The organism is Fontimonas thermophila, from assembly GCF_900113085.1.
In the GTDB taxonomy this organism is placed as follows: domain Bacteria; phylum Pseudomonadota; class Gammaproteobacteria; order Nevskiales; family Nevskiaceae; genus Solimonas; species Solimonas thermophila.
Genome location: NZ_FOOC01000025.1, coordinates 1 through 8156 on the forward strand (window position 1 = coordinate 1; position 8156 = coordinate 8156).

General features: G+C 65.3%; 7 protein-coding genes and 1 tRNA gene. 4 read left to right on the forward strand and 4 right to left on the reverse strand.

Annotated features, from left to right (window positions below; genetic code table 11):
- On the forward strand, nt 1-1170 hold a 1170-nt coding region (locus BMZ48_RS12735; RefSeq protein WP_436198150.1), incomplete at its 5' end, for an IS5 family transposase.
- Nucleotides 1133-3733, forward strand: coding sequence for a TonB-dependent receptor plug domain-containing protein (locus BMZ48_RS12740; RefSeq protein ID WP_159431187.1), 2601 nt, complete (start codon nt 1133-1135; stop codon nt 3731-3733). The genes BMZ48_RS12735 and BMZ48_RS12740, both read left to right, overlap by 38 nt.
- A gap of 99 nt (nt 3734-3832) precedes the next feature.
- On the opposite strand, the gene proB is transcribed toward BMZ48_RS12740, so the two are convergent.
- From proB to rplU, 4 genes are all read right to left on the reverse strand, one after another.
- Complete coding sequence (gene proB, locus BMZ48_RS12745) at nt 3833-4960, reverse strand: glutamate 5-kinase (RefSeq protein ID WP_091535983.1); 1128 nt, start codon at nt 4958-4960, stop codon at nt 3833-3835.
- Nucleotides 4961-4976: 16 nt separating this feature from the next.
- Nucleotides 4977-6167 carry an Obg family GTPase CgtA gene (gene cgtA / locus BMZ48_RS12750; RefSeq protein ID WP_091535987.1) on the reverse strand — a complete coding sequence of 397 codons (1191 nt, stop codon included), beginning with the start codon at nt 6165-6167 and terminating at the stop codon, nt 4977-4979.
- Nucleotides 6168-6233: 66 nt separating this feature from the next.
- Nucleotides 6234-6491, reverse strand: coding sequence for a 50S ribosomal protein L27 (gene rpmA / locus BMZ48_RS12755; RefSeq protein ID WP_091535991.1), 258 nt, complete (start codon nt 6489-6491; stop codon nt 6234-6236).
- Nucleotides 6492-6524: 33 nt separating this feature from the next.
- On the reverse strand, nt 6525-6854 hold the full coding sequence (gene rplU, locus BMZ48_RS12760) for a 50S ribosomal protein L21 (protein WP_091535999.1): 330 nt from the start codon (nt 6852-6854) through the stop codon (nt 6525-6527).
- A 204-nt stretch (nt 6855-7058) separates the two neighbouring features.
- Between rplU and BMZ48_RS12765 the strand changes: the two genes are divergently transcribed.
- Nucleotides 7059-8027, forward strand: a complete 969-nt coding sequence (locus BMZ48_RS12765) for a polyprenyl synthetase family protein (protein ID WP_091535995.1) — start codon at nt 7059-7061, stop codon at nt 8025-8027.
- 6 nt (nt 8028-8033) lie between these two features.
- Nucleotides 8034-8110 (forward strand) — tRNA-Pro (locus tag BMZ48_RS12770).
- Nucleotides 8111-8156 lie beyond the last annotated feature (46 nt).

An 8156-nucleotide genomic window follows, 5' to 3' on the forward strand; every position in this document is an offset into this window, starting at 1 on the left:
CACAGGCCGGCCAGCGGCCTGCACACATGCCCACCGGGCTCGACGACCAGGAGTCATTGTGACTGTTGGGTTCCACACGAAATGACGAAGAGCCCGCAGATCGGGCGCTTCAGGCGGGTGCTGGGCGAGGCCGGTGTGGAGGAGTTGCTGGCCAAGACGATCGAGGCGGCCGTGCAGATGCAGGCGGTGCGCAAGAGCGAACTGCAGCGTGTGATCGTGGACACCACGGTGCAGGAGAAGGCGGTGGCCTATCCCACCGACAGCCGGCTGCTGGAAGTGGCGCGGGCCAAGGTGGTGCAACTGGCGCAGCGCGCCGGGCTGCGGCTGAAGCAGACCTTCGAGCGCGAGGGCCGCAGCCTGCGCCGGCGTGCCGGCGGCTATGCGCACGCCAAGCAGTTCAAGCGGCTGCGCCGGGTGCTCAAGCGCCAGCGCACCGTGCTCGGGCGCGTGCTGCGCGACGTGCAGCGCCGCCTGCTGGAGGTGCCGCAAGACGTGCGTGATCGCCTGCAGCCATGGCTGGAGCGTGCCGAACGCATCCGCTTGCAGCGCCCCAAGGACAAGCACAAGCTGTACGCGCTGCACGCCCCGGAGGTCGAGTGCATCGGCAAGGGCAAGGCCCGCCAGCCCTACGAGTTCGGCGTGAAGGTCAGCGTGGCGGTGAGTGCCAAACAGGGCTTGATGGTCGGTGCGCGCAGCCTGCCGGGCAACCCCTACGACGGCCACACGCTGGCCGAGCAACTGGAACAGACCACCGTCTTGCTGCAGGACCTGGGCGTCAAGCCGCACACGGCCATCGTCGACCTGGGCTACCGGGGGGCGGATGCCGACATTGGCGGGGTGACATTGATCCATCGCGGCAAGAGCCGGTCGCTCACGCGCAGCCAGCGGCGCTGGCTGAAGCGGCGTCAGGCGGTCGAGCCGGCCATCGGGCATGCCAAGCACGATCACGGCATGAAGCGCTGCTGGCTCAAGGGCGCTGAGGGCGACGCGCTGCATGCGGTGTTGTGCGCCGCCGGCTTCAACATCCGTTGGCTGCTGCGTGCCATCGCCCGGCGGGGCATTGCTCCAGCCTTTTTGCGCTCGCTCTGGCTGCTGTCAGCGCTCGCCGCGTTCGCGAGTCGACTCGCTACTCTTGCACGTCCGGCGCTTCTCGTCGGCACCGCAAGATGAATTTTGCAGGGCCGACGACGTAACGCCGACCAAGCTCGACACCATCGAGGTGACGGGTTCGCGCATCAGCCGTGCCGCGATGGAGGGCGCGCTGCCGGTGACCGTGATCAGCCGCGACGACATCGAGGCGATGGGCAAAATCTCCGTCGCCGATGCACTGCACGCCTCGACGTTCAACAGCTTCGGCTCGTTCAAGAGCGTTTCCGGCAGCAGCGGCGCCGGCCAGACCGTGGCCTCGCTGCGCGGACTGGGCTCCAGCCGTACGCTCGTGCTCGTCGATGGTCGCCGCGTCGCTACTTCGCCATCGCTGCAAGGCGCCGGTGTCGATCTCAACACGATTCCGCTCGCTGCCGTGGAGCGTATCGAAATTCTCTCCGACGGCGCCTCGGCCATCTACGGCTCGGACGCGATCGGCGGCGTCATCAACATCATCCTGCGCCGCGACTACTCTGGCGTGGAAATCTCCGCCGGATTCGGACGGCCGGACAATCCGGGGGCCGACGAGGAGAGCGCTTCGATCGTCGCCGGCACCTCGACCGGCGACAGCCGCATGCTGTTCGGCGCCTCCTATACCGACACGCTGCCGATATTCCTGCGCGACCGTGACTATTCGCGCAGCAAAACCGGCCCGCAGAACACCGACGGTACCTACAACTTCTCCCAGACGTCGGGATTGAGCCTGTTCGGCAACACCATCTTCAACGCGGATTTCACGCAGACCCTGCGGCCCCCGGATGCCGGCTGCCAGCAGAGTCTCGGCTTTTACCGCATCCGCGACGACGTCGGCTTGACCGGCGTCGAAAACGGCGACATCTGCGGCTTCGACTTCACGCAGTACGCCGCCGACACCACACAGCTGAAGACCGCCGCGGTCTTCGTCAAGTACGGCTACGACATCAGCACCGACCTGGGCTTCGAGATCACGGCGAGTTATGCGCAGTCCGAGAGCTTCGGCCGGTTCGCGCCGGCGCCGGATTTCATCTTCGTGCCCGGCAGCGCACCGACCAACCCCTACGGTGAGGACGTCTATGTTGCCCATCGCTTCCTGCCGCTGGGCACGCGCGATAACCACAACCGCTCCGGCGTGCTTAGCATCTTGCCGGTGCTGAGCTACAGCTTCGGCGACTGGGAAGTCGAGGGCGGTGCCCGTATCAGCCGGTTCACGTTCGATGACCGTGGCTCCGGGTATCTGCTGCGCTCCGTCGCCGCCGAAGCCGCGGCGTCGGGTGCCTACAACCCCTTCGACCTGTCCCAGCCGGTCGCCGACGGCGACACGACCACGCTGCCGTCGATGACCGTGACCACGAGCCGCGACGGGCTGACCGAATACCGCGAGGTGTTCACGACGCTGCGCCTGCCGCTGTTCACCCTGCCCGCCGGCACGATCGACAGCGCCTGGGGTGCGGAGTACCGCAGGGAGCGCTTCTTCGACCGCTACGACAGTCAGTCCGAAGCCGGCACGGTCGGCGGCTCGGCCGGCAACTCGTCGGAGGGCAGGCGCAATGCCTATGCCGTGTTCGGCGAAGTCGCCGTACCGGTCATCGAGGACGTCGAAGTCGATCTCGCCGCCCGCTACGACCATTACTCCGACGCTGCCGGTGGCGCTTTCAGCCCCAAGCTGTCCGCGCGCTGGCAGGCACTGCACAACCTCGTCGTGCGCGGTTCGGTGGGCAGGGGTTTCCGCGCCCCACTGCTGTCGGAACTCAACGCCAAAGACACGTTCAGCGCCGAGAGTGCGCGTGACCTCGTCACCTGCCGCGAGGCAGGCGTGCCGGACAGCGACTGCCCGGAGGTCCAGTACGACACCTTCTTCCTCGCCAATCCCAATCTCGATCCGGAACGCTCGACACAGTACGGCTTTGGCATCGCGATGCAGCCGGTCGAATGGTTCGACTTCACGCTCGACTACTACAACATCACGATCACCGACTCGCTGACGACCTACTCGGCGCAGAGTCTGATCTTCCGCGAACTACTGGGTCAGGCCCTGCCGGAGAACACCGCGGTCATCCGCAACCCCGATACCGGACGCATCGAGGAGATCCGCTCGACGACGGACAACATCGCCGAAATCAGCACCGACGGTTTCGATCTGACGCTGAACTTCGCGTTCGATTTCGGCCGCTGGGGTTCGCTGCGCCCACAGCTCGTCGGCAGCTACGTGCTGAGCTACGTCGAAGATGACGGAGTGCTCCCGGCGCGCGACCAGACTGGCGATCCGGGCGTCCCGGAATACCGCATCAACCTGACCCTGCCGTGGAGCATCGGCGCGCTCACCACGACCTGGGTGACGAACTACATCCCGTCCACTGCGGCCGCCACCGTCCCAGGCAATCCCAACCCGCTCGATCTGCAACGCACCGGACACGTCAAGGCGAACACGCTGCACGACGTGCAGGTGAAGTGGGATGCACCCTGGAATGGCGCGATCATCGTCGGCATCCGCGACGTTTTCGACGAGGGCGTGTCGACGAATTTCAGCTTGAACAGCCCGTTCTACGACCAGACGCTCTACAACCCGGCCGGCCGCACGCCTTATGCCCGTTACGTGCAGCGCTTCTGAAACCCAAGACCAGGTGGCATCTCACGAGGGGGCCTTATGGCCCCCTCTTCGTTTTTTCTCGAGGTTTTCCCGAGATGGCGGGACAGCCAGTCTCCCAGCTCAGCCGGTGACGACCAGATTGTCGCGGTGGATCAATTCCGGCTCACCCGGGCCGCCAAGCCGGCGGACGATCTCGTCGCTCCTCGCGCCAGCGATACGGCGTGCATCGTCGGCATCGTAGTTGCACAGCCCACGGGCGATCTCACGACCATCGGGGCCGATGCAGGCCACCAGATCGCCACGCGCGAATTCGCCCTCGACCCCGCGCACACCCACCGGTAGCAGGCTGCGGCCTTGCTCACGCAGTACCCGCGCAGCACCCTCGTCGAGCAACAGCCGGCCACGCACCTGCAATTGACTGGCGATCCAGCGCTTACGTGCGGCCATCACACCCTGGGCCGGGATCAACAGCGTGCCGACCGGCTCGCCGGCGCGGATCCGCAAGAGCACATCGGGCTTGCGCCCATGCGCGATCACCGTGGCTGCACCCGAGCGTGCCGCCGTGTACGCAGCACTGATCTTGGTGCGCATCCCACCGCGGCCGAGTTCCCCTTTACTGGTCCCCGCCATCGCCATCAGGCGGTCATCGGACAGCGGCGCCTCGCTGACCAAGCGCGCCGTCGGATCGAGGCGCGGATCGGCCTCGAACAACCCCTCCTGGTCGGTGAGAATCACCAGCAGATCGGCCTGAATCAGATTGGCCGTGAGCGCCCCGAGGGTATCGTTGTCGCCCAGACGGATCTCTTCGGTGGCAACGGTATCGTTCTCGTTGACCACCGGCACGACACCGAATTCGAGCAGGGTCGTCAGCGTCCCCCGGGCGTTGAGATAACGTCCACGGTCGGCCACGTCCTCATGCGTGAGGAGAATCTGCGCCGCCTTGAGTCCATGCTGCTTGAACTCGGCCTCATACGCGCGCACCAAGCCCATCTGCCCGACTGCGGCAGCCGCCTGCAGCTCATGCAGCACCGTTGGGCGTTTCCTCATCCCCAGCCGCGCCATGCCCTCGGCGACCGCACCGGAAGACACCAGCACGACCTGCACACCCGCCTCACGCAGGCGTGCGATCTGCGTGCACCAGTCGGCGATCGCGTCCTGATCGAGCCCGGCCCCTTTGGCAGTGACGAGCGAGCTGCCGACCTTGATCACCCAGCGCCGGCCCTCGGCAAGCCTGGAACGCGCACTCATCCTAAACCCCCACGTGCTAATCGCGCGGCCGCTTGGGTGCCGCCGGACGCCGCTGCCGCGTGCCGCGCGTCACGGCAGATCCCGGATCCTTGTTCGACACCTCGGCTGGATCCTCGGTGCGGCGGGGTGCTACCGCACGTCGGCGCAACGGCGCCGGCACGGCCGCAGCCGTGGGCGCCGCATCGGCCGGCGCGGGCTGCACATGCGTCTCGATCCAGGTCATTGCCGCCTCGCACAGCTCGGAACATCCCCGTCCCGTTGCCGCCGAGATCGCAAACCAGCGCCCTTTCCAGCGCAGACGGCGCAAGGTTTTCTCGATCAACGCACGAACCTCGGCCTCGGGCATCAGATCGATCTTGTTGAACACCAGCCACTGCTCTTTTTTCGCCAGTTCGGCGCTGAACGCCTCGAGCTCGGCATTGATCGCGCGGATGTTGGCGACGATGTCCGCGCCATCCGGCGGCAACACATCGACCAGATGCAACAACAGGCGCGTGCGCTGTAAATGCTTGAGAAACCGGATGCCCAAGCCCGCCCCTTGCGCGGCGCCTTCGATCAGGCCGGGGATATCGACCATCGTGAACGAACGCGCCACCCCCAAGGCCACGACCCCGGGCTGCGGATAGAGCGTGGTAAATGGATAGTCGGCGATTTTCGGGCGCGCTGCCGAAACGGCCGCGAGCAGGGTCGATTTCCCGGCGTTGGGCAAACCCAGCAGTCCGACATCGGCCATCAGGCTCAGCTCGAGCCGCAGCTCACGGCTTTCCCCCTCGCCGCCCTTGGTCGCCTTGTACGGCGTGCGATTGACCGACGATTTGAAGTGGGGATTGCCCAGTCCCCGATGGCCACCCTGCGCCAGCTTGATCCGCTGACCCGGGTGCACCAGCTCGCCGATCAATTCGTCGGTCTGTGCATCGAAAATGCGCGTCCCCAGCGGCATGCGGATATCAAGGTCGGCGCCGGAAGCTCCGGTGCAGTTAGAACCCTGGCCGTTCGCGCCATTCTGCGCACGGAATTTGCGCGTGTAACGAAAATCCGCGAGCGTGTTGAGATTGGGCTCGGCCACCGCCCAGACGCTGCCGCCCTCGCCGCCATCGCCACCGTCCGGGCCACCGAACGGCATGTACTTCAGGCGCAGGAAGCTGATGCAGCCATTGCCGCCCTTGCCGCCCTCGACCAGGATTCTGGCTTCGTCGACGAACTTCATGATGTTCTTCCCTGCACACGAAAAAGCCCCGGAGTCCGGGGCTTTTTCGCATCGCTGCCGCGGGCTTTAAACCGGAATCACGTCGACGTGGATCTTATTGGCCGGGCCACGTGTACGGAAGCAGACCTTGCCGTCGGTCAGAGCGAAGATCGTGTGATCGCGACCCAAACCGGCATTCACGCCCGGACGGTACACGGTGCCACGCTGGCGGACGATGATATTGCCGGCCAGCACCATTTCACCGCCGAATTTCTTCACGCCCAGACGTTTGCTTTCCGAATCGCGGCCGTTACGGGTACTGCCGCCTGCCTTTTTGTGTGCCATCGTGCTTGCTCCTGAATCTGTGCCGACGCCGGATCAGGCGCCCAGGGCCTCGGCGCCGACGATCTCGACGATCCGCACCTCGGTGTAGTTTTGCCGATGCCCCTGTTCCTTGTGGTAATGCTTGCGGCGGCGGTGCTTGACAATGCGAATCTTCTGACCGCGGCCGTGGGCAAGGACCTCGGCCTTGACCAGGCTGCCGGCGACGGTGGGCGTACCGAACTTCTGCCGCTCGCCATTGGCGATCATCAGCACTTCATCGAAATCGATGGTTTTGCCCACTTCGGCATCGAGACGCTCGACCTTCAGCGTCTCGCCCGGTGTCACCCGGTACTGCTTACCACCCGTCTTGATCACGGCGTACATCACAAAACTCCAAATCTCGTTTTCATTGTAAGCCGCGGCGCACACGGCACCCGACCCTAAAGAGCGCGCAATTGTAGGGACCGACCCCACCTGCGTCAACCGATCTTCCCAGCTTGCCCGGGAACGCCCATGCAGAATCGGCACCTGGCATGCCAACGCATGGATTGACGCCAGCTCCCCTGCCCCCTAGCATCCGCCCGCCCCATGAAACTCCAAGACATCCTGGCGCCGATCGCCGACGACATGCGCCGCGTCGATGCGACCATTCGCGCCCGCCTGCGCTCCGAAGTCGCGATGATCAACGAGATCGGAGCCCACATCATCTCCGCCGGCGGTAAACGGCTGCGGCCGGCGCTGGTCTTGCTCAGCGCCCGTGCGCTCGGCTGCACCACACAAGAGCCGATCCTGCATGCGGCCACGATCGAATTCATTCACACGGCCACCTTGCTGCACGACGATGTCGTCGACGAATCCAACCTGCGGCGGGGACTCAAAACCGCGAATGCGATCTGGGGTAACGCCGGCGCGGTGCTCTCGGGCGATTTCGTCTATTCCCGCAGTTTCCAGATGATGGTCGATTCCGGCCGCATGGAGGTCATGCGCGTCATGGCCGACACCACCAATGCGATCGCCGAAGGCGAGGTGCTACAACTGCTCAACTGCGGCGATGCCGATGTGGACGAAGCCCGCTATCTGCGGGTGATCGAACTCAAGACCGCGCGTCTGTTCGAGGGTGGCTGTCGGCTTGGCGCGATCGCCGCCGAGCAGCCCCGTGCGTATCAAGACCGGATGGGGCGCTACGGCCATCACCTGGGGATCGCCTTCCAGCTCATCGACGATCTGCTCGACTACCTGGGCGATCCAGCCGTAAGCGGCAAAAATCTCGGCACCGACCTGGCCGAAGGCAAGCCAACGCTGCCGCTGATCCGGGCGATGCAGGTCGGCACGCCCGAGCAAGCCGCCTTGATTCGCGCGGCGATCACCAAGGGGGACATCGAACGCCTTGAGGACGTGCTCGCCGTGGTTGAATCGACGGGGGCGATTCCTTACACTCGCGCCCTCGCCGAGCGTCACAGCCGCGAAGCGATCCAGGCGTTGAGCGAAATTCCCGAGTCGCCTTACAAAAACGCTCTGGTGGATCTAGCGCACTTCAGCATTGCACGTGCGTCCTGACCGAAACGGGGTGTAGCTCAGCTTGGTAGAGCGCTTGCTTCGGGAGCAAGAGGTCGTAGGTTCGAATCCTGTCACCCCGACCACCGCTTCTTCCCACTCACCGCTGCTTGCGCCGCGCTGCGCGCGGCA